At 44.8% G+C, this 21,634-nt stretch carries 18 protein-coding genes and 1 pseudogene; 8 read left to right on the top strand and 11 right to left on the bottom strand.

Translation table 11 applies throughout. The features are described from left to right. Positions 1-64 precede the first annotated feature (64 nt). Together WFH18_RS02505 and WFH18_RS02500 are read right to left on the bottom strand one after the other, a co-directional pair. A pseudogene (locus WFH18_RS02505) lies at positions 65-1,897 on the bottom strand (tetratricopeptide repeat protein). Positions 1,898-1,995: 98 nt separating this feature from the next. Further along, entirely contained in the window at positions 1,996-2,766 is a 771-nt protein-coding gene (locus tag WFH18_RS02500) for a tRNA threonylcarbamoyladenosine dehydratase (protein ID WP_005103214.1), read from the bottom strand. Positions 2,767-2,948: 182 nt separating this feature from the next. Here WFH18_RS02500 and WFH18_RS02495 point away from each other — a divergent pair, with 182 nt between their 5' ends. Beyond that, positions 2,949-3,194 carry a hypothetical protein gene (locus WFH18_RS02495; protein ID WP_005103211.1) on the top strand — a complete coding sequence of 82 codons (246 nt, stop codon included), beginning with the start codon at positions 2,949-2,951 and terminating at the stop codon, positions 3,192-3,194. A 41-nt stretch (positions 3,195-3,235) separates the two neighbouring features. On the opposite strand, the gene orn is transcribed toward WFH18_RS02495, so the two are convergent. After that, positions 3,236-3,793 carry an oligoribonuclease gene (orn, locus tag WFH18_RS02490; RefSeq protein WP_005107901.1) on the bottom strand — a complete coding sequence of 186 codons (558 nt, stop codon included), beginning with the start codon at positions 3,791-3,793 and terminating at the stop codon, positions 3,236-3,238. 125 nt (positions 3,794-3,918) lie between these two features. On the opposite strand from orn, the gene rsgA reads away from it, so the two are divergent. The 4 genes from rsgA (at position 3,919) to secB (ending at position 6,251) form a co-directional block, all read left to right on the top strand. Then, positions 3,919-4,977 carry a ribosome small subunit-dependent GTPase A gene (gene rsgA / locus WFH18_RS02485; protein WP_005103207.1) on the top strand — a complete coding sequence of 353 codons (1,059 nt, stop codon included), beginning with the start codon at positions 3,919-3,921 and terminating at the stop codon, positions 4,975-4,977. Between the two features lie 93 nt (positions 4,978-5,070). After that, on the top strand, positions 5,071-5,478 hold the full coding sequence (locus tag WFH18_RS02480) for a rhodanese-like domain-containing protein (RefSeq protein WP_004278386.1): 408 nt from the start codon (positions 5,071-5,073) through the stop codon (positions 5,476-5,478). Between the two features lie 21 nt (positions 5,479-5,499). Next, positions 5,500-5,754 carry a glutaredoxin 3 gene (gene grxC / locus WFH18_RS02475; protein WP_004278388.1) on the top strand — a complete coding sequence of 85 codons (255 nt, stop codon included), beginning with the start codon at positions 5,500-5,502 and terminating at the stop codon, positions 5,752-5,754. Between the two features lie 38 nt (positions 5,755-5,792). Then, positions 5,793-6,251 carry a protein-export chaperone SecB gene (secB, locus tag WFH18_RS02470; protein WP_004647439.1) on the top strand — a complete coding sequence of 153 codons (459 nt, stop codon included), beginning with the start codon at positions 5,793-5,795 and terminating at the stop codon, positions 6,249-6,251. A gap of 173 nt (positions 6,252-6,424) precedes the next feature. Here the strand turns inward: secB and WFH18_RS02465 are convergent, their stop codons facing one another. From WFH18_RS02465 to WFH18_RS02435, 7 genes are all read right to left on the bottom strand, one after another. Continuing rightward, entirely contained in the window at positions 6,425-7,231 is an 807-nt protein-coding gene (locus tag WFH18_RS02465; protein ID WP_004647438.1) for an enoyl-ACP reductase FabI, read from the bottom strand. Between the two features lie 127 nt (positions 7,232-7,358). After that, positions 7,359-8,180, bottom strand: a complete 822-nt coding sequence (locus WFH18_RS02460) for a TatD family hydrolase (RefSeq protein ID WP_005103201.1) — start codon at positions 8,178-8,180, stop codon at positions 7,359-7,361. Continuing rightward, positions 8,177-9,139: an RsiV family protein gene (locus WFH18_RS02455; RefSeq protein ID WP_005103199.1), complete on the bottom strand. Its 963-nt coding sequence runs from the start codon at positions 9,137-9,139 to the stop codon at positions 8,177-8,179. Before WFH18_RS02455 ends, WFH18_RS02460 begins: the two co-directional genes overlap by 4 nt. A 44-nt stretch (positions 9,140-9,183) precedes the next feature. Next, complete coding sequence (locus tag WFH18_RS02450) at positions 9,184-10,008, bottom strand: hypothetical protein (RefSeq protein WP_005103197.1); 825 nt, start codon at positions 10,006-10,008, stop codon at positions 9,184-9,186. 111 nt (positions 10,009-10,119) lie between these two features. Then, positions 10,120-11,712 carry a peptide chain release factor 3 gene (locus tag WFH18_RS02445; RefSeq protein WP_004647433.1) on the bottom strand — a complete coding sequence of 531 codons (1,593 nt, stop codon included), beginning with the start codon at positions 11,710-11,712 and terminating at the stop codon, positions 10,120-10,122. Between the two features lie 144 nt (positions 11,713-11,856). Continuing rightward, on the bottom strand, positions 11,857-13,713 hold the full coding sequence (locus WFH18_RS02440) for a putative bifunctional diguanylate cyclase/phosphodiesterase (protein ID WP_121979863.1): 1,857 nt from the start codon (positions 13,711-13,713) through the stop codon (positions 11,857-11,859). Between the two features lie 435 nt (positions 13,714-14,148). Further along, positions 14,149-16,335, bottom strand: coding sequence for a carboxy terminal-processing peptidase (locus tag WFH18_RS02435; protein ID WP_005103193.1), 2,187 nt, complete (start codon positions 16,333-16,335; stop codon positions 14,149-14,151). Positions 16,336-16,535: 200 nt separating this feature from the next. On the opposite strand from WFH18_RS02435, the gene nagZ reads away from it, so the two are divergent. Together nagZ and WFH18_RS02425 are read left to right on the top strand one after the other, a co-directional pair. Next, positions 16,536-17,558, top strand: coding sequence for a beta-N-acetylhexosaminidase (nagZ, locus tag WFH18_RS02430; RefSeq protein ID WP_005103191.1), 1,023 nt, complete (start codon positions 16,536-16,538; stop codon positions 17,556-17,558). 123 nt (positions 17,559-17,681) lie between these two features. Then, positions 17,682-18,545: a class I SAM-dependent methyltransferase gene (locus WFH18_RS02425; protein WP_005103190.1), complete on the top strand. Its 864-nt coding sequence runs from the start codon at positions 17,682-17,684 to the stop codon at positions 18,543-18,545. 28 nt (positions 18,546-18,573) lie between these two features. On the opposite strand, the gene WFH18_RS02420 is transcribed toward WFH18_RS02425, so the two are convergent. Beyond that, the gene (locus WFH18_RS02420) at positions 18,574-19,911 is read right to left on the bottom strand and encodes an alpha/beta fold hydrolase (RefSeq protein ID WP_005103184.1); all 1,338 of its coding nucleotides are present in this window, start codon (positions 19,909-19,911) and stop codon (positions 18,574-18,576) included. A gap of 322 nt (positions 19,912-20,233) precedes the next feature. Here WFH18_RS02420 and WFH18_RS02415 point away from each other — a divergent pair, with 322 nt between their 5' ends. Beyond that, on the top strand, positions 20,234-21,499 hold the full coding sequence (locus WFH18_RS02415; protein ID WP_004278400.1) for a glutamate-5-semialdehyde dehydrogenase: 1,266 nt from the start codon (positions 20,234-20,236) through the stop codon (positions 21,497-21,499). Positions 21,500-21,634: the final 135 nt, after the last annotated feature.

The following is a 21,634-nucleotide window of genomic DNA, read 5'->3' as shown; positions in this document are numbered from 1 at the left end:
GCTTAATCCATAAAAAAACCGCTGCCAAACAGCGGTTTTTTTAGTTCATATGATTTGAGTCAGTTTATTTCATTTGCAAATACGCATTCACATTTTTCAATAATTCAATTGATCGCTCATGTCCGAGCAAACTGCCTTTTTCCAGCCAGTCCCGTGCGATTCCGATATCACGCTCTACACTAATACCCTTGGTATATAAACGCCCAAGATGGCTATAAGCATCTGCATTCACCTGTGCTGCCGCCTGCTGATAATACTGCACGGCTTGCTCAATATTGCTCTCAACACCTTGACCCTGCTCATATGCTTCACCCAGAGCATTCAGTGCCACACCATTCTGCTGAGCAGCCGCTTTTTGCAGATAGCTCAAGCCTAAGGCAATATCCTGCGCAATCTGTTGCCCCTTAAGATACTCCAATCCCAATTCTGCCTGTGCCTGTGCATGTCCCAGTTGTGCAGCCTGATGCAGATAACGATTAGCCTGCTCTGAATGACAGATAAAGACCGGATAAATACCTGACAGAGCCTGATACAGGAACCAGGCTGCCTCTTTCGAACCTTTTGCAACCGCCTGATTCAGGTACTGGATAGCTTTGTCGCGTGTCGGTAAAGGGTATTCAACCAGACTATAAAACCGGCCAACGCTATAAATTAAATCCGCTTCAGATTGAGCTTCAATCTGCCAATACTGCTGTGCCGCGTTCTGAATCATTTGTGTGGCTTTGGCAATGTCTTTTACTGTACCGACACCATTTAAATAACACAGTGCCAGCCCCATCCGTGCAGACACATCGTCAGGACTAAGCTGATAGGCAGCCTGATATAACTCAAATGCTTTTTGCGGTTCGTTGGCCACCAGGTGCTGTTCAAAATACAGCGCAGCAATCATACATAAGGCAGGCGCATGCTGACTGTTGGCCGCTTCCGCCCAGTAACGAAATGCCATGGTTTCATTTTTATCAACATACCAGCCATGAAAATAGGCCAGCCCGATTAAGGTCTTAGCGTGTGCATCGGCGTGTTCTTTGGACTGCTGTAATAAATGCTGGAACACGCGCTGACGCTGGTCGGTATCGATACGGCCCTGTAGCACACCGGCATAATAATCATAGAGACCTTTCTGGTCACCGAGACTGATACAGCGTTTAATAAATTGCAGCGATTGCTTCAGGTCTTGAGGCAGAATCTGGCCACGCGCATAAGAGTTCGCAATCTGCTGATTGGCAGCCAAATGATCTTGTTGCGCCGCCAGAAACAGATAATGAATTCCTTGCACTAAATCCTGGGTCGCTGAATCTGTTAAATAATATTGAGCCAGCTGATACTGCGAATTGGCATGACCCTGCCCGGCATTTTGTATTAACAAGGCCAGACGCTGTGTCTCTGCAGCGGTCTCATTTTGATGGTCTTCGGTCGAAGAAAGTTCAGTGATGCGGTACTGGGCATCCAGATTGCCACGTGCTACCGCATGTCGGTACCAATACAAAGCTTTTTCCGGGTCAGCCTGTTGATACGCCTCCCCTTCATGAATCTGCCCCAAATGATAGGCTGCATCATCACTGCCCAGACGAAAGGCTTTTTCTAGATAACTAATCGCCTTTTCGGTATTCTGCTCATGTCCCAGACCTTGCAGATGCATCAGGCCCATGCCTACATAAGCTTGTGGAATTTCCTGTTGCTGGGCCAGCCCCTGATAAATCTGATAGGCACGTTCATAATTCGGATGTTCTGGATCTGAACTCAAACGTGCTGCATGTTTCAGTTGAGCATCAATCTACTCAATCCATAAATCATGTTGTACAGCCTTCGCCTGATCACGTTTCACCGGATCGGGACGTTTCCACATCCAGATCGCTAACGCCCCTATCCCCAAAATCAGTACCAGCAAGAACCACATAGCTGCTCCAAAACATTATTTTTGTTCTGCGAATGAATCCTTTCATTCTAAACGCCAGTTTAAAAAAAGCACATAGATTGTTCTTTTTATTTTTTAAATCAGGCTTTTGCTCTTTTACTATCGAGCTTTTTCAAACCTTCTGCCACGGCAACCATGGCAAAGCTCGAAGTCACCACCACGGCAGAGCCATACCCCCCACAGCGCAAGCCGGCACTGGCGCAGACATCGGCACTGGAGAATGGATTATCAATTGAATAGACACAGGTAATGCCGAATTTTTCTTTGGGCTTTTTACAGATGCCTTTAGCACGTAACTGGGCACGCAATTTGGCCAGCATCGGGTCCTGTTCGGTTTTAGATAAATCTGCAACACGAATTTTCAGTGGATCCAGTTTGCCACCTGCCCCGCCCGATACAATTAAAGGAATCTTGTTAAAGCGACAATGTAGCATCAGGGCAAATTTGGCTTTGACATCATCGATGCAATCTAAAATCAGATCCGGTGTCGGAGCTAAAATTTCTTTGATATTCTCAGGCGTCAGATAATCATCAATTAGATTGATTTTAATCCGTGGATTAATTGCACGGCAACGCTCGGCCATAACTTCAATTTTTTCGTGACCTAATGTCGTACTCATGGCAGGCAATTGACGGTTAATATTAGACGCGGCCACCACATCCATATCGACCAAGGTCAGCTCGCCCACACCGCTACGTGCCAGTGCTTCTACCGCCCATGAACCGACACCACCGATACCAATCACCATCACATGACTTTTTTCATAATGGTTAAAGCTGTCTTCTCCATAAATTTTGGCAACACCAGCAAAACGGCGGTCATATTCATCATCTTGAAGCAGGTCAGTCATAGGTCATCTATAGCAATAAAAATACCGGATCATTTTAGCAAAATCCGCTTTTCTTTACCGCCACTAAATTTTTGATCGATTTAAATGACATTCAGATTGGATGAGAGCGACAACCGACTCGCGATTGATTAAAATATCAACAAATTAATTCTATGTCATTTGGCCAAAAGGAGTGGAATGTCATGCTATTTAACACCCTTTTGGGTTTGAACATTGTTTGTATCGGGCTTTATTTTTATGTTGTGATCAGCCAAAAAAACAAAAATTATTATCTCAGCATTCTCATTCGTTTAATGACTTTAGGATTATTTGGCTTAGTTATTTTCGATCGTTATGAAACACAGAATCATCTGATTGTGTTATTACTCTTGTGGGTAGGCTTTGAAAGCATGGAGCAGTTTTACACTAGAAAAAATCCAGTTCAGTAAAATAAAAAAAGAGGCTTTCGCCTCTTTTTCATCTATCGGAATTAATCTTTATTCATGATGAAAAAATATTCACGATAGTATTTCAATTCCGCAATCGAATCACGAATGTCATCCATCGCCAGATGCGAGGCATTTTTCTTGAGACCGCTCATGATTTCCGGGCGCCAGCGTTTGGCCAGTTCTTTCACTGAAGATACATCCAGATTACGGTAATGGAAATACTGCTCCAGTTCAGGCATCAGGCGGTGCAAGAAACGGCGATCCTGACAGATCGAGTTACCACACATCGGTGAAGATTTTGGATTGACCCATTTTTTCAGGAATTCAATAGTTTGCTGTTCGGCATCCTGAGCGGTCAGTTTACTGCGACGTACACGTTCAATCAGACCAGACTGGCCATGCTGGCGAGTGTTCCACTCATCCATGGCATTTAACAGACGTGCAGGCTGATGTACCGCAAGCACAGGACCTTCTGCCAAAATATTCAAATTGTCATCGGTTACAATTGTTGCAATTTCAATAATTTGATCATTGTCTGTGTCTAGACCTGTCATTTCAAGGTCAATCCAAATCAGGCGGGTATCAGCGGTGCTGCTCATAAATGTGCAATCTTATTGGGTTTAAAAACAACTATAGTAGCAAATTAATTACATCTTGGGTGTCATTCGGGGGCTGCTTCATGCTATTTTTGCCATCTGATTTACCCGGTTTTTTTAGGATATGAATGGCCTTAATACGTAAGCGTCGTCTGACAGAGCAACAACAGCGCCGCATTCAGAAACAACAGAAAACACGTCAAGAAGATCTCGATACCTCCAGTGATCTTGAAGGTTTAGTGGTGCAACATTATGGCCGCCAACTTGAAGTGCAAGCTTTGTCTCGCCCTGACATTCACCCTGAAAAACCTGTGGTCGCCGATGGTGAGCCTGAACCTTTCTGGAAAGAGATTGAACTGGACAGCGTCTGGCGCTGTCATACTCGAACCAATCTGGATTTATTGGTCACGGGTGACCGGGTCAAATGGCAAGCCGATCCGAATACCGGTTTAGGAATTATCACCGCGATTCATCCCCGAAAATCCTTATTGACACGCCCCGACCGCTATCACAAGGTTAAACCGGTAGCGGCCAACATTTCACTGATTGTGATCGTGTTTGCACCATTGCCTGAGCCAGCGCCGGGCCTGATCGACCGTTATCTGGTGGCCTGTGCCGATGCCGATATTCCTGCATTGCTGGTGATGAATAAAGCCGATTTGTTAAAAGAAAACGATCCGATTCTGACTCTGCTGCAAGAATATCAAGATCTCGGTTATGAAGTGATGCAGACCCAATCCGATGGCGACCTGACTGCACTGTCTAATCGTCTGGAAAATGAAACGGTGGCTTTCGTCGGTCAATCTGGTGTGGGTAAAAGCACGCTGATTAATGCGATCGTGCCGGATGCCGCACAGAAAACCAATATTATTTCGGAAAACTCGGCACTTGGTCAGCACACTACGACATCAACGCGCTTGATCGGTTTTGGTGAAGGTGCCGCCCTGATTGACTCTCCGGGAATTCGTGAATTTGGCCTGTGGCATCTGACTTTAGATAAGGTACAAAGCGGCTTTCCTGAAATTGAAAACCTGCTCGGCCATTGTCAGTTCCGTAACTGTACCCATAAGCATGAAAAACAATGTGCTTTGCGTCAGGCTGCTGCCGCAGGTGAAATTTTACCGCGCCGACTGGACAGCTATTTACGTTTAATCGACGAAATCACTGAAGCACAGCAAAAAAATTAATTTTCTTAACCCTTGGCCCTTGAAGCGGTGATTTTGATCACCATATTTATGAGCTATACTCTTGGCAATTTTAAAATTGTAATTAGGTGAATTGTGGAACGTTGGTTCGAGTTTATGGGGAATCACCCCTTCTTATTTGGAACACTCGCGGTATTAGTGGTTTTGTTCTTCATTATCGAAGGTCAACGTAACGGTCGCAAAATTTCTCCGCAATCGCTGGGAATTTTAGTCAAAGCAAAAAATGCCATGCTGATTGATTTACGTGATGCCAAAGACTTCCGTGAAGGTCATATCAGCGGCAGCCGTAATATTCCATATAGCCAGATTACAAAACATGTTGAAGAGCTGAAAGCATCTGATCGCCCTTTGGTGTTCATTTGTAACCTTGGACAGGTGGCTGGTACTGCATTACAGCAGGTTGGTCATGCCGATGCCTACCGTCTTGATGGCGGCGTCAGCAACTGGAAAGCTCAAGGTTTACCTTTGGTGAAAAGCAAATAATCCACGAACAGGAGATTGATCATGGCTGAAGTTACTATTTACTCGACGACAGTGTGTCCTTATTGCGTGCGTGCAAAACAGCTACTGGAACGTAAGGGTGTGGCATATAAAGAGATTAACTTGTCTCAAGAAGCGCCTGAAGTACGTCTTGAATTGATGCAGCGTACCAATCACCGTACCGTGCCACAAATTTTTATTAATGATCAGTTCATCGGTGGTTTTGACCAACTTTATGCTTTAGAGCGTGAAGGCAAACTTGATGAATTGCTGGCTTAACCTTACTAAAATTATCACTTCATATTAAGGATCAAAAAATGAGTGAAGAACAACAAGCTCAACCACAATTGGCATTAGAGCGTATTTACACCAAAGATATTTCTTTTGAAGTTCCTGGGGCGCAAGTTTTTACCAAGCAATGGCAACCTGAGTTAAACATCAATCTTTCTTCTTCTGCAGAAAAAATTGATGAAACTCATTTTGAAGTAGCTTTGAAAGTCGTGGTTCAAGCAACCAACGAAGGTGATACCGCGTTTATCGTTGATGTGACTCAAGCTGGTATTTTCTTGGTGGATGGCGTTGAAGAAGAGCGTCTTCCATATATCCTGGGTGCATACTGTCCGAACATCCTGTTCCCGTTCCTACGTGAAGCAGTGAATGATATGGTGACTAAAGGCAGCTTCCCACAGTTGCTACTTACACCAATCAACTTCGATGCTGAATTTGAAGCCAATATGCAACGTGCGCAAGCCGCTGCTGTGGATGGTCAAGCTTAATTGCTATCCTTCAAATCTAAAAAAGACCGCTTATGCGGTCTTTTTTATTGCCTTGAGTGGCCTCCCCCTTTATCAAAGGGGGAATGAGGGGGATTTTAATCATTTCCTCACTCAGAGGAAGAAGTCATTCCCCTCTCTAACTCTTTCCCTGAGGGAGAGAGGACTTATAGGATTTATTCCGCATCCGCCATCAAATCAGCGCTCATACCAACAGTATTAAAACCGGCATCAACATACAGGATTTCACCAGTAATCCCGTTAGCCCATGGCGAGCACAGGAACAATGCAGCATTACCGACATCTTCAATCGTCACATTACGTTTTAATGGAGCAACTTTCTCATTCAGGTCAAGCATTTTACGGAATGATTTAATACCTGAAGCTGCCAAAGTACGGATGGGACCCGCAGAGATCGCGTTCACACGAATACCTTCCTGACCCAGGCTAGACGCCAAATAACGTACGCCTGCTTCTAAAGAGGCTTTGGCCATACCCATCACGTTATAGTTTGGCATTACACGCTCAGAACCTTGATAGGTCAATGTCAGCAAACAGCCTTGACGGACTTGCAGCAAAGGTTTTGCCGCACGTGCCATTGCAATAAAGCTATAAGCACTGATGTCATGTGCAATATTAAAGCCTTCACGATCCGTGATCTCGGTGAAGTCACCATCTAGCGTATGTGCCGGTGCAAAACCGATAGAATGCACTACGCCGTCCAGACCATCCCAGTGTTTAGCCAGTTCGGCAAATGCATGGTCAATTTCAGCATCGACTGCCACATCACAAGGAAAAACCAGTTTCGAACCAAACTGTTCAGCAAAGTCATCTACCCGCTTTTTCAGCTTTTCATTTGGATAAGTAAAAGCCAATTCAGCACCTTCACGATGCAATGCTTGAGCAATACCAAAAGCAATCGATAATTTACTCGCAATGCCCGCGATCAAGAAGCGCTTACCCGCCAAAAGTCCTTGTGCCATGTGAATCTCACCTAAAAGAATGTATATGGCATGATGCCAAGTCTGAAGCATTTTAGAAATTGCATAATGCACCTTTTTTTCGATTTATGATGAACCGGGAATTTAAGACCGAGTTAAGAGCGTTCAATTAAATGGCCAGATGCAGGGCCTGATAAGTATTTTGCCAGAGCTGCTGTGCCAATTCTTCTTTGTGCATATGCAGACTCTTTGCCAGCCCTTGCAACACATAAGGTAAATTGGCAGGTGTATTTCGGGTACGCTGCTCGGTCGAGCGTTGACAACAAAGTGGCGTCATATCCGGACAGTCGGTTTCCAGCACCAGATGTTCTGGTCCGACATACTGCACCACTTGATGCAGTTTTTTGGCATTTGGATTGGTAATTTGCCCAGTGATACCGAGTTTGAATCCCAGTTTGATAAAGGCTTTAGCCTCTTCAATCCCACCACCAAAGGCATGTGCAATGCCGCCCTGTTTAAATTGGTACTGTTTTAAAATCTGCAAAACCTCCGCATGCGATTTACGGATATGCAGCAAAACCGGCTTATCAAATTGCTGTGCCAGTTCAAGCTGTGCAGCAAAAAAATCTTTTTGCTTCTGAAAAATTTCAGCCTGTTTGTGCTGTTTTAAAAAGGTATCCAAACCGATTTCACCAATGGCAATACAGTGCTCATTTTTAAGCAGCTGTTCCAGCTCCTGTAAATGATCAGTCTGATGCTGTTCAATATAAAATGGATGCAAGCCCGGTGCTAAATGACTTTGCGGTGCATTTTCCAGGTCATTAATAAAGTCGTGAGTTCCTAACAGATCAGCAAAACGGTTTTGTAAAAAACCAATTAGAACCAGATGCTCGACACCTGCCGCTTTGGCCGCATACGCCAACTGTTCCCGATCAGGATCAAAATCGGGAACATCAAAATGGGTATGCGTATCAAACAGTTTTAAGGTCATTTGGCTTTTGCAGCAGATGCTGGCTGTGCCTCAGAGGCAGCTTTTTCAGTTTTAGGCAGATATTCAGGTTTCAGTACACCTTGTAGCTGCTCATAAGGAATCATTAAACGTGGCAAGCCAACCACATATGGCCCAATTTCATATTCGGCATATTGCAAGACCAGACCTTGTTGAGCCAGATAGAAATTATCGGTGAGTTTGAACTTCCAGGCCTGTTCATATTCCGCCACATCTTTGGCCAGCTTGGATTCTACCACCCAGTTTTTAAACGCATCATAAGCACGCGCTTCCAGTTGGGCTTTCTGTTTGGCCGCAATAATGTCATCCAGCTTAACCAGTTTTTTCTGCTCCAGATCAAAATTATAATAAGTCTGTGCAGATGCGCCGTGTGCGCCTCCCAAATAGTAACTACTGTTCAGAACCACGGTCGCCAATGGATCTCCTGAAGTCAGAATCTTGGGCTTAATCATCAGGCTAATACTATGACTGGCACTCAGGGCCTTAAGCTCCTTATCCAGATTCAAGAAAGTCTGCATATAAGGCTGGGTTTGCTGTTCAAGCTCCTGTTTCGGTGTGGTCACTGTGGCCAAAGCCGCTTTAGGTTCAGAGGCGGCAACGTCTGCTTCGCTGGCAGCGCTCACTTTTGCCGGTTCAATTGCATCAACAGACAGGATATTTTTCAACTGTTGCAGAATCTGCTGGTCGATCCATTCATCAATAAAGCTCTGATTACTGTTCAGACGTTCGATCGAGATTTCCGGACAGCTTTTGTCTTCACATTCTGGCATCGCCAGCTTGAGCTTTTCAGTATCGCCGTTGAGTTTAAGTGCTTCAGCTTCGGCTTGTACCACTTCGGAAGTACTTGATTCTTCCGGCTCATTACTCTTTGGCTGACAGGCACTCAGCAAGATCGCTGACGCCAGTATGGATAGACAAAAGATATTCTTGTATTTTGGCATTCATTCACCTTTTTGGAACCTGTAATCTTGCAGGATCATGAGCTTTAAAACATATGCTGATAGATATCAGCTTTCAAGACCTGTTGTGTTTGTTGTTTTGTTAAATAAATATCCAGTTGTTTGGCGTCTTTGCTAATTTCATGGCTGCGAAAATGCAGACCAATACCTTCCTGATCAAAAAACCAGTCAGCTTGTCCCCAATACAGTTTTTTCGGCGCTTTCTGCTGCACTTGCTGATCATTTTCTTTGAGCCATGTCTCATAGGCTTGCTGAATAATCTGATCCATTAATAACTGTTGCTTAGGATCGATAATATCCAGTGGGGTCAGCATTTTCTGCTGGTGGCGATCAGCCACAAAAAAATAATAGCGCTCATGCACGCTGACATTTTCCTGTTTGGTATCGACCCCGATCTGCATCAATACATATTGATTGCGCTGGTAAGGAATACGGGTATATAGCGACAGTTCATAAGCCTTGTTCAAATTGAGCTGCGCCTGCCAGGCATCCGATTTTTTTACATAGGCATTGATCGCCTGCTGTAAATTCATGTCCTGTTTCAAGCCGATTTGATCCTGGATCACTTTGGCCTGCTGCTTTTCAATCCATTGGTTCATCCATGGATCAACCGTATGCAAGGTCTGAATATCCAGATTGATACAGTTTTTATTTTCACAAAATGGCAAGGCAATCTTGGCCGGCTGCTCTTGAATATTCAGATAAGGCAAAACATCTGCGGTCTGCTGAGCTGCGGTGATTTTCTCATTTTCCGGAGTATTAACAGGCTCTTTTTCGCTTTGATCACAGCCACTCAGGACAAGACTTAAACCAATCACAGAACCGAGGACGACTTCCTTGCTGAGCTTCATTCTCTTTGCTATATCTATCGAGTTATTAATTGCTTAAATGTAGCATAAAATAAAACAGCTTCCGGAGAAGCTGTTTGATATTTTTAAACTTTAGCTGCGGAACGTTAAAGTTTAGTGTTCACGCGTATTGTGGAACACGATGTCCGGATAACGTTCTTGCATCAGCTGCAAATTCACGCGGCTTGGTGCAAGATATGTCAAATGACCACCACCATCGACAGACAACTGGTCATGAGCTTTTTTCTTGAATTCGTTGAATTTCTTCTCGTCATCGCAAGACACCCAACGTACTGTGTTGATGCTGACCGGTTCGTAAACACAATCAACTTTGTATTCTTCTTTCAGACGGTAAGCCACCACTTCAAACTGTAGCACACCCACCGCACCCACGATCAGGTCGTTGTTATTCTGTGGCATGAATACCTGGGTTGCCCCTTCTTCAGACAGCTCTTTCAGACCTTTTTGCAGCTGCTTGGATTTTAATGGATCCTTCAAGCGGACACGGCGGAACATTTCAGGCGCAAAGTGCGGAATACCGGTAAACTGAAGTTTCTCACCCGAGGTAAATGTATCACCAATCTGGATGGTGCCATGGTTATGCAGACCAATAATATCACCCGGCCAAGCTTCTTCCAGATGCTGACGATCACCGGCCAAGAAAGTTAAGGCATCGCTGATGCGCACATCTTTATCCAAACGTACATGCTTCATCTTCAAGCCTTTTTCATACTTGCCTGAACAGATCCGCATGAAGGCAATACGGTCACGGTGTTTCGGATCCATATTGGCCTGAATCTTGAAGACAAAACCGGTAAAGCCTTCTTCATCCGCTTCTACAACACGATCTTGGGTCGGATGGGCTTTAGGAGATGGTGCATATTGACTGAAGGCATCCAGAACATGGTCGACACCAAAGTTACCCAAGGCTGTACCGAACAACACAGGCGTTTGACGACCGGCCAGGAATTCTTCACGATCTAAAGGCTCATTGGCCATTTGTACCAGTTCCAGCGATTCTTCAAATGCCGCCCAAGCCAGTTCACCCACTTTCTCACGAAGATCAGGATAGTCATAACCATCTCGCACTTCGATCTCGGTAATGACTGAACCGAAACCGGCTTTATACACGTAGAATTTTTCTTCGATTAAATTGAATACACCGGCAAAATCACGGCCAGTACCGAGCGGCCAGGTGATCGGAACACATTTAATTTTCAGAACGTTTTCGATTTCATCCAGAAGCTCAAGCGGTTCACGGATTTCACGGTCCATTTTGTTGACGAATGAGATGATCGGGGTATCGCGCATACGACACACTTCCATCAATTTAATGGTTCGGTCTTCGACACCTTTTGCACCATCAATCACCATCAGCGCTGAGTCTACCGCGGTTAGGGTACGGTAGGTATCTTCCGAGAAGTCTTCATGTCCCGGGGTGTCCAGAAGATTGATCATCTTGTCTTTAAAAGGAAATTGCATCACCGAGGTGGTAATCGAGATACCACGCTCTTTTTCCATTTCCATCCAGTCAGATGTTGCGGCCCGGTCAGATTTACGGCTTTTTACCATCCCGGCCACCTGAATAGCCTGACCCCATAACAGCAATTTTTCTGTCATGGTGGTTTTACCGGCATCGGGGTGGGAAATAATAGCGAACGTACGTCGCTGGGCGACTTGTGCCGCCAGTTCTTGCTTAAAGCTCATGAAATACACCTACTGCTCAATGCACAGCATTCGAGATCAAATTCGATCAATATGAAAAAAATTGGCGATATTGTAGCAGAGTTTCAGGGTGGAGTTCCGTGAGCCATGTTGTCTATCTATCCTGACGCTCAATGAATTAGAGCGCTATTCATGGAATTGTAAGTTTTCTAGTCGTTGTTCATCTACCGACAAGCCCAGTAAAAAACCTTGTAACTGTTCACAACCGAGCCGGGTTAAAATTTCCGCTTGCGCTTCAGTTTCAACACCTTCGGCGGTTACCACCAAGCCCAGTTTCATGGCCAGCTGAATAATGCTTTCCAGAATCATTTCTTCTTTGGAACCGACTGCCAGATTTTTGATAAATTCACGGTCAATTTTTAATTCATCTACGGCGAAATTCTTTAAATAGAGAAAACTTGAATGTCCCGTACCAAAATCATCAATGGCTAGACGGATGCCCATTTGTCTTAAACGCTTAAAGCTGCGCATACTCACATCAATATGATGCATGGCAGTCGATTCAGTAATCTCGATCATTAAATGCTGAGGACTGATTTTATATTGTGCAAATAACTTTTCTAAAGTACTAAACAGATGCTTATGTTCAAATTGCACCGCAGACAAATTGACCGCGATAGGGAAAAATTCAGTACGTGTATCTTGCCATTTTTGAATCTGCTGACAGGCCAGTTCCAATGCCCAATAGCCCATTTGAATAATCAGTCCGGTTTTTTCAGCTGCATTGATAAACAGATTCGGACCGAGCAGCCCAAAGTGGGGATGGTTCCAGCGGATTAATGCTTCTACCCCACACAAGCTACGATCCTTAGTCCGAAACTTGGGTTGATAAAGCAGTACAAACTGCTGCTCTTCCACGGCTTTATATAGGTCATTAATCAGTGTGCTCTGGCTTTTACTTTCATCCTGGTCGGTAGAGTAATTAAAGACTGAATAGGTATTGCGCCCCTGATACTTGGAACTCAGCATGGCGGCATCGGCATTGACCAGCAAATCCTGTAAATTTTTGCCGTGTTCGGGATACATGGCAATGCCAATACTGCCCGAGATATGAATACTCTTGCCTTCAATCAGGAAACTTTCCTGAATCAGTTCAAGAATCTGTTCTGACATTTTTGCAGCTTTGGCGACTGAAGTATTTTCCAGCACCAGCAGAAATTCATCCCCGCCAATTCTGAGCAGCTTGGAATGCTGGCCTAATAACAGATGAATCCGTGTGGTCAACTGAATCAGCAACTGATCACCGACCAGATGGCCAAACACATCATTGACCGCCTTAAAACGATCCAGATCGATATATAAAAAAGCTATTTCATGCTGCTGTTCGGACTGATCTGAAAATAGCAGATTTGCATATTCAACCAGATACAAACGGTTAGGCAATTTGGTCAGATTATCTTGAATGGTCTGATTTTCAATTTGTTGATTCGCCCATACAAGCTGACGGTTGCGTAATCCCACACGCAGTTCAGACATGATGATATACATCAGCGTCACCAGCAGCAATCCACTCATCAGTACCACGGCCAGGAATAGCTGATCATGGGCCTGAACTAATTCCGGTGACTGTTGCACATGGGCAGCAGTAAAATTGAATGACATCATGCTAATAGAGTGCATGCCAAAGATGCCGAGTGCGATCACACCTGCTACGAGAACTGCCCGGAAAAATGACCAGGTACTTCTGGTACTTAACCAGAGGGTAAACATAGCGGCAATACATATCACCAGAACAGATAGAAGCAGCGCCCCCCAATCCAGCTCGTATTTATTCAGCACAAAACCTGCTGTCAGCCCGATAAAATGGATCAACCAGATGAGTAGGCCCAATAGTATGGCGGTTAGCATTAAACTGAAGATTTTAAAGTTTGGCTGTGAAGCGCCTGAAGCAATTTTTTTAATCCGTGCGATGAGAGAGCAAGCGACCAATGCAGAAAGAACGGAGCTGATGACCAGACCAATATCATGCTGAATGTCAATCATATAAAATGTTCCCCAGCGGTGATCATTTTTATTATGCTCTGCACTGATATTTCCATTTTCACCCGGTCAAATTTGAACTCAGTAAAATCTCAAGACTGACCATCCATGCAAGCCAATTGATCTGCAACAGCATCAGTCTTAACTAAAATTTAGAATTTATATTTCTTTCATTCAAGGTTGAGAATTGCCCCAAAAATAAGACTCAACAGAAAAATAAAATATGACTTATATATTAGAAGTGTTTCAAATTTAAGCAAATATTTAGCTTCATTTTTTTAGCTCATTTATTCGATCACCATCACAATTTTTTTCTTTTTATTTAGACAGATGGCACTTCATAGCAAAATTTTATTTGGTCTTTTGTGCAGATTTGCAAAATAAAAAAATAGCCTGTCGAAACAGGCTATTTTAATGAATGATAAATAAAGTTAAATCTTAGGATTTTTTCTGTAATTTGGCATAGTCCAGTAACACATTTGCCGCTTCAATCACAAACGCTTCTTCTTCAGGCAGAGCCGGACGTTCTTTGGCCTTCATCTTGGCACGTGTTTCAATCAAGGCATCCAGTGAAGCCTGATAACTTTCCCAGTTTGGATAAGGTTTCAGACCTGTTGCAGCACGGCGCGTGTTTTCTGCATCCAGCGTTTTTTGCTCCATGGCAATCAACTCAGCTTTACGCTGTTGCAAGTCCAGTACCTGACGTTTCTCTTCTTCGGCTTTCTTCATCACGGCTTTACGCTGTTCTAAATACTTGAACTGAGAATCCAGTGTGACCCGTTGCTGAGAAAGTTTAGCTAATTCAGGAACGTATTTCTGTACAGCCCCTTCACGTTTAAATGGTGCCGTTGGAATAGTATCCCACTGCAAGGCATTTTTAGCCTTACGCTCACCAAACTCTTCGTTATAAATATCGACCAGTTTAATGTCCGGAACAACCCCTTTATTCTGGGTACTACCACCGGTCACACGATAGAATTTACGCTGCGTCAGCGTCGCCTGACCATGCGCTAAACTATCCAGTTGCACCTGTGCTGTACCTTTACCGGTGGTGGTACTACCAATCACAATCCCGCGTTCATAATCCTGAATCGCAGCAGAGTAAATTTCACTGGCCGATGCAGAGGCCAGATTCACCATCACTGCCAATGGACCCGCATAAGTTTGTGCACCACCATCATCATCTTCAAAGACGCTGACATTACCATTGCCATCACGGATCTGCACCACTGGGCCAGACTTGATTACTTGCCCTAGCATACGTGCCACTTCTTCCAGTGAACCACCCGGGTTATTGCGTAAATCAACAATAATCCCGGCAACATTCTTCGCTGCCAACTCTTTCAAGGCTTTGTTGGTATCTTCGGATACCGAACGATAATCCGTACCGGCACGGCGTGCGCGATAGTTCAGGTAGAATGACGGAATTTCGATCACACCATATTGATATTTCTTGCCATCGCGCTGAATGTCGACTACACGTGTACGCACACCGGCATCTTCTTCCTGAATCACGTCACGGGTAATAGTCACATTACGGGCCTGCCCCATGGCAGCACCCGCACCGAGTAAGCGTAAAGTGACTTTCGTGCCACGTTTACCACGAATCAGACCGACAATTTCATTACTTGGCCAGCCAATGACATCGACCATCTGTTCGCCGTCTTGGGCCACACCAATGATACGATCCCCTGATTTGACCTGACCGGATTTGCTGGCCGGACCACCTTCAACGATGGTTTCAATTTTGGTGTAATCTTCATTGCCGCGTTCCGGGCGAATCGATACGCCGATGCCTTCCAGCTGTAAAGTCGTCTGACGATTCAGCTCCATCGCATCCACAGGCGGGAAGTAATTGCTATGTGGATCATAAGTCAGCATCATTGCATTCAGTGTCTTGTCGAGCACATCATCGCTCTTGATGCGGCTGAGACGTTCCAGCTGACGGGTATAACGCTTGGTCAAGGTTTGCGCAGGCGTCAGATCTTCAGGACCCGTCAGGTCTTGTCCATTCGCCAGTTCCGGATTGGCTTTCAGGGCTTTCTGCTTGGCCAATTCCTCTTCTTTACTGATGGTCAAATTGATCAGCTGAGACACCAGCATTTTCGACCAATGCGCGCGCTGTTCAGCCTCAGTTTTAAAGAACGGCGCTTTTTCACGATCCGTTTCGATATAAACATTTGGCTGATTCAGATTCTGCGGTTTTTTCAGCTCATTCAACATGTAGGTGTAGAACTGGTGCAATCGCTGTTGATATTGCGCATGCATTTCATAAGGACCAGACAAATTGCCGGCTTTCAGATTGGCACCAAAATTGGCACCATAGCGTTTCTTATAGTTTTCAACTTCTGGAGCCAAAAACAGACTATGTTCCGGATCAAGACTATCAATATAGAAATCAAAAATACGCTGTGAGGTCTGGGCATCCAGACGCATATTTAAATAATGCTGACGGTCAACCAGGGTTGCCAGCTGACGTGACACCAGCGCCTGCTCTTGAGATGGCTGAATTGCTTTACTGACCACTTCATTACTATTGGCCGCAATCGCATCATTCACTACATGGGTAAAAAAGAATCCACCTGTCGCAATCGCAACTGCGCAAGCTATAGTTTGAAATTTCATAAATAATTCGTACTTCCTTGGCCTAGAGACCAATGTGACCGTGTTGCTTTTCGACCAGAATTTAACGTATTCAGCATCTTAAACAACTTAATATGTTTATGTCGTGTAGTTTTATCATATTCTGTGCTGACAAAGTGTAGCAAATCATTGCAGAATTCAGGTATTGTTTTCTCCGAAAAACTCTAAAACGGATTCCGCATATGATTGGCGCATTGATGCTCGACATCGCAGGCACAACCCTCACTCAAGAAGATATTGAACTATTAAGTGCGCCGCAAGTCGGTGGAGTGATTTTATTTGGTCGCAATATCGAATCTCCGGCGCAAGTCCGTGCTTTGACCGATCATATGCGTCAGGTGCGTCCTGATATTTTAATTGCGGTCGATCAGGAAGGCGGTCGTGTCCAGCGTTTAAGACAAGGCTTTACCCTGCTGCCTGCAATGGGAAGATTTGGCGAACTTTATAGTAATGATCCACAGCGTGCTTTGGAACTGGCTGAAAAATGCGGCTGGCTGATGGCAGCTGAAGTGCTGGCTGTTGGCATTGATTTCAGCTTTGCCCCGGTACTGGACTTGAATGATATCAGTGATGTGATCGGTGATCGTAGCTTTGCCCAAAATATCCAGGACATTATTCCACTAGCCAGCGCATTTCTAAAAGGTATGAAACGTGCCGGTATGGCTTCAACTGGTAAACATTTCCCCGGGCATGGCTCGGTCAAAGCGGACTCACATGTTGCTGCAGCGATTGATACGCGCTCCTATGCAGAAATCCAGCAAAAAGACATGCGAAGCTTTATCCAACTGCAATCACAACTGGATGCGCTGATGCCGGCTCATGTCATCTATAGCCAAGTTGATCTAAATCCAGCCGGATTCTCTGAATTCTGGATTCAGAAAGTTTTACGTCAGGAGCTTGGTTTTGACGGTGTCCTGTTCTCAGATGATTTAAGCATGCAGGCCGCCTGTGTCGCAGGCGGTGCCGATGCCCGAATTCAGGCCGCACTCAAAGCGGGTTGTGATATGGGGCTAGTCTGCAATGATCGTGCAGCACAATGTATTGCACTGGAAGGGATTGTTGATCTGCCCCTTCCGAACCAGCAACGTCTGGAACGTATGCGCGGCAACATCCCGAACATCCAGATTGGGTCAGAGCTTGATCTGGGAGAAGCATGGCGCAATATCCGTGATGAAATAGTGGCGTTCAAACAGCAGATGAGCTAAAGCTTTTTAATCCAGTCAACACAAAAAAAAGGAACACGACAAAGTGTTCCTTTTTAATTATAGTAATGAAAAGGTTACACAATTATTTAATCAATTTAAAAATAACAATAAGGTAAGAACGATATGACAGAAACACTTTCACAACATCGCCATATTTCATTTACTGCGCACTATACCGGCTATATCTGGTATCAAATGGGGATCTCGCATCCAGCCTTTGCGACCACTAAAGGTAAAATTCTGGCCAAACTGCTTCACCCACTTGAATCCTGGGCAGAACGCCATGTCGGCGGTAGCATGCGTACGACACTTAAGCAGCGTCATCAAATGATTGATGAGCATTTGTGTCAACTAATTGAGCAACATCCACAACTTCAGGTTCTTGAAATTGCCTGCGGACTATCTCCCCGCAGCTGGAATTTCAGACAGAAATTTCCAGAGATTAATTATCGTGAACTGGATTTGCCTGATATGGCCAAGATCAAGACGCAGGCTTTACAGCAAATTGATCAGCATGCACCTGAAGTCCTGACTGCCGATATTTTTAGTGAAGAACTGGACTGTATTTTTCAGATGTTTGACCGCAACCAGCCCTTAGTGGTCATTAGTGAAGGACTGATTAATTATTTTGATCAGCAGATGTTACGCATTCTGATGCAGGGTATTACAGAAAATGCGCAGTATTTCCCGGCAGTTCACTATCTCAGCGATATTTACCCCGAACCGGTGAAAAATAAACTAGCGAACTTTATCTGGAGCAGTAGCCGTCTGCTTAAATTCATGTCTCGCAGTGCGTTTACCTTTCATTTTAAATCCCCTCAAGAACTACAGCACTTTTTTCAAGATGCAGGATTTGACCAGGTTGAGGTACAACAACCACAACGTTATTTTGCCGAGCCTCATCAGCCAAACCCGACTCATGAACAGGATGAACATTTAGGTGATCTGGTCTGGATGATTCATGCCGTGAAAAAAAACAGCGTTTAAGTACGCTGTTTTTTAATGCTGCTGTTTTTTAAATTGCTGCATCAAATACTTCAGTTTGTGACAGTACTTTTTGCATTTGTACAAAGCGTAATAAGCGTTCTGCGACTTCAAAACTGCCATGTTTGAATAAAGCACGCAGCTGAGTATCATCCTGTTCAAAGATCAGGCACTCAATCTGAAATTCCCCAACTTCATCTTCCAGATGCAAGGCCAGATCACGTGGATAAGCTGTTGCGCATACTGCCTGTTCTACATCTAACTCCAGCAATACCCCAAAGAAATTCATGTCCACGATCTCTGCTTTTAAAATGAGATCAGAATGACGATGACTGAGGAAACGCTGTGAATCTTGCACCTGAATCCGCTCTTCACCGCGACGTTCAAGCTGCTGTATCTGCTCAGGGCTAAACGGAATAATTCCCGGCAACTGATCGACCGGTTCATCACGTAAGAAGGTTGCAAACAGATGCATGGTTTCTTTACGACGTTGTAACTGCGGTACATGATCGGCGCCTGCAATTTGTACATACTGCATATTCGGACATTGCAGGGCAAAATTGGCATTCTCATGTGGCAAGGTAAAACTGTCATATTGCCCACATGCCACCAGCACTTTGCACTGTGGAATCGGCACATTGGTCAGACGCAATAAACGGTTGCAATTGATATCATAACGATCCTGTTCGGTGGCCGTAAATTCCGCCATCTGTTTAAAGAACAAACGCTTTGCAGTCGGTGACATCCGGGTTTCTGTTAAACGTGCATGATTCACCAGGTACAAAATGACGGCCTGACCAAATTCATCCATACGCTGTTCTTTCATTAGATGCAAAGACTCTTCCAGCAGCATCCGCCAGCTTTTACGGGTTTTCTGCATCACACCCATCAGGATCATCCGATCGACCAGTTCAGGACGCTGATCTGCCAAACAGGAAGCCACCACTGAACCCAAGGACATGCCTAGAATTGCCACTTGCGGCAGCTGCATCTGTTCCAGCCAGCGCCCCAGCATCGCAGCAAGGTCTTCAAGCTCCAGTGTTCCGGCAGACAGCCCCGTATCGACATTACTAATCTGCTGGTTGGCCCCCATGGACGGTAGGTCAATCAGAATGATGGGACCTGCATCAAAAAGCTGTTCTACACAGTATTTGTAGGAATTAAAATTCTGGAAAGCTCCCCCAATAATCACCATGGGTCTTAAATGTAAGGTATCCGGACGGGCGATCGCCATATATTCGATTTTCCAGCCCTCCATCCAAGTCGTACGTGGCGGCTGCTTAAAACTGTGCTTATCATAAAGATCAAAAAAGCCCTTATGGCTAGGTTGTTCCAATACATGGGCATCCATATGAATGATGGAATTCATATTCCTTTTCCTCCGTCCTTGCCTTATTTTTATTGTGCAAGTCATGCTTAACAGATCTTATATTTCAGGCGCATTCCGGTGTGCCTGAACACGCATCCTGCTCTTTAATAATTATAAATGACATCAATGCCGCGTGTTTCATTCTATACAGAGCTGCTTTTCACAAGCAACCGCTTCAGTGACCACTTATCTACTTTTAAACAGAAAACAATTTCAAAATGTTTAGAAGTCTGCGAAAACGGATGATTTTTAATAGATGGGCTTCATTGTGCAGCAGCAGGCTGTTAATATCGAAATGAAATTTCTAAGTGATCAAACCGCTATGCAAGAGTCTATTGAACAATACATGCAAACGGTAGGACAGCAGGCACGCCAAGCGTCTCGCATTTTGGCTCGCGCGTCCACCCAAACTAAAAATAATGCGTTATCCGCTATTTATACGGCTTTGGAAAATAGCCAAGCTGCTATTTTGGTTGCTAACCAGAAAGATATGACTAAGGCGCATAATAACAATCTGGACCCTGCCCTGCTTGATCGCTTAGAACTCAACCCCGCGCGCTTTAAAGGTATGTTACAGGGCCTGAAAGATGTCATTGGCCTGAAAGATCCGATTGGTGAAATTAGTGATATGGCTTATCGCCCATCCGGGATTCAACTGGGCAAGATGCGTGTGCCTTTGGGTGTGGTCGGCATGATCTACGAGTCACGTCCTAACGTCACGTTGGAGGCGGCATCACTCGCGCTCAAATCAGGCAATGCCATTATTTTACGGGGCGGCTCAGAAGCTCTGGAATCGAATCAGGCCATTGCTGTCGCGATTCAGCATGGCCTGAAAGTCGCAGGCTTGCCTGAGGCTGCCGTACAGGTCGTGAATACGACTGACCGCGCTGCAGTGGGCCAGTTGATTACCATGACCGAATATGTGGATGTGATTGTGCCTCGTGGCGGCAAGAGCCTGATCGAACGAATTACCGAGGAAGCACGCGTACCGGTCATTAAACATTTAGATGGCAACTGTCATGTGTATGTGGAAGCTCAAGCGGACTTGTTGAAAGCCTTGCCGATTGCGCTCAATGCCAAAACCCATCGCTATGGCGTATGTAATGCCATGGAAACCCTGCTGGTCGATGAAAAAGTCGCTGAAGAATTCTTGCCACGCATCGCAGAGCTATACCAAGAGAAAAAAGTCGAACTGCGTGGTTGCCGGGAAACCCAGCGTATTCTTGGAGATGCAGTCATTACAGCAACCGAAGAAGACTGGTATACCGAGTATCTGGGCCCGATTCTGGCGATCAAAGTTGTTTCTGGTATAGAAGAAGCCATTGAGCACATTAACAAATATGGCTCGCATCATACTGATTCTATTATTACGGAAAACTACAGTCTGGCACGCGAATTTCTGGCGGGTGTAGATTCAAGTTCGGTCATGATCAATGCCTCTACTCGTTTTGCAGATGGTTTTGAATATGGCTTAGGCGCAGAAATCGGGATTTCGACCGATAAAATCCATGCTCGTGGCCCAGTCGGTCTTGAAGGCCTGACTTCGCAGAAATGGATTGTCTTTGGTGATGGTCAGATTCGCCAATAAGTATTCAGATCGCTCATTTAAAACAGCCTCATGTGTGAGGCTGTTTTTTTATGGACAGATAAATTCACACTGAAATACATGGATCAGAACCTTCAGGTCATTTTATTGATGAATCTCTTTATAGAATTGTATTTA

This window comes from Acinetobacter sp. USHLN143 (genome assembly GCF_037145695.1).
Classification (GTDB): Bacteria; Pseudomonadota; Gammaproteobacteria; order Pseudomonadales; family Moraxellaceae; genus Acinetobacter; species Acinetobacter fasciculus.
This window is presented reverse-complemented; position numbering and strand designations above follow the sequence as displayed.